This window comes from Arthrobacter cavernae (genome assembly GCF_017368795.1).
GTDB lineage: Bacteria > Actinomycetota > Actinomycetes > Actinomycetales > Micrococcaceae > Arthrobacter > Arthrobacter cavernae.
Genome location: NZ_JAFNLL010000076.1, coordinates 1 through 1253, shown reverse-complemented (window position 1 = coordinate 1253; position 1253 = coordinate 1). Strand labels below are relative to the sequence as shown.

Genomic DNA, 1253 nt, shown 5'->3' with positions numbered 1-1253 from the left:
GCATCCCCGGTCGCGGGGAACCCTGGGGTTTCTGCTGTACAAATGCGGCATTTCGGGTCTGCGGCTTTTCCGGCGGGGCCTCTGCGCTGCCGGGTGCACTCTTAGGTACTGGCAGGAGTCTAGATCGAGCCCACCTGGTGGACAATGACCGGCCGGGAGGCTCTCTCAGGCGTCGGACGGTTACGTCCCGGATTCGCGGATCCTGTGGCGATGCGGGTGCTGGCGGATCGGCAGCCCATTGCGGTGCGATGCGTCTTGGGTGGACCATTGCTGCTATGGGCGGGTCGTGGGGCGCAGCAGGCGGTCGGTGCAAGCCGCAGTCGCCATGGCCAGGTTCGCACGAGTGCGGGGTGCTTCCACGTTGTCCACGGCCATGTGCCCTGAGGTTGCGTGCCGGTCCAATATGTCTGGCATCAGCGCTCCCCGCGGGCGGGAACACCTATGGCCGGACCAGATGCCGGGTTGCCCATCCCGGCGGCGCTTCGGTGGGGTGATCGCATGTCGCGTGTTTTCCTGAGCCATTCGAGCAGGGACAATCCCCAGGCCATCGCGTTGAAGCAATGGCTGGTGGAGCAGGACCCGGGGCTGGCTGACGAGATTTTCCTGGACCTTGACCCGGTGACGGGCATTGCGTCCGGTGAGCGCTGGAAGGAGGCGCTGCGGCGGGCCAACGAGCGGTGCGAGGCGGTGATCTGCCTGCTCTCGGCGCACTGGGAGGCCTCCCGCGAATGCCTTGCCGAGTACCGGACTGCCGAGAATCTGGGGAAGCTGATCCTGTGCGCACGGCTGGAGCCTCTGGCGGAGGAGGGTATCACCGGGGAGTGGCAGCGCTGCGAGCTGTTCGGCAACGGCCCCACCACCGGCATCCGAGTCGATGTAGACGGCGAGAACAATACCGTCGTTTTCCTCACGGAGGGCCTGCAGCGGCTGCACCGGGGTCTGCGTCGGGCAGGGATCGGGGCGGAGCATTTCGTCTGGCCGCCGCCGAATGATCCGGGCCGCGCCCCCTACCGCGGGTGGGAACCGCTGGAGGAGGCCGACGCAGCGGTGTTCTTCGGCCGGGACGGGCAGATCGTGAGCGGTCTTGAGGAACTGCGCGGGATGCGAAGTTCGGGCGTCAAGTCGCTGTTCGTGATCCTGGGCCCCTCCGGTGCCGGCAAGTCCTCGTCCCTGCGGGCGGGCCTGCTGCCGCGGCTCCGGCGGGACGACCGGCATTTCCTGCCGCTGGACATCGTGCGCCCGGAGCGCAACGC

At 67.8% G+C, this 1253-nt stretch carries 1 protein-coding gene; it reads left to right on the top strand.

What is annotated here, in order from left to right; translation table 11 throughout:
- Positions 1–498: 498 nt before the first annotated feature.
- The coding region (locus tag J1902_RS18605) for an nSTAND1 domain-containing NTPase (RefSeq protein WP_207617860.1) at positions 499–1253 on the top strand (755 nt) is incomplete at its 3' end.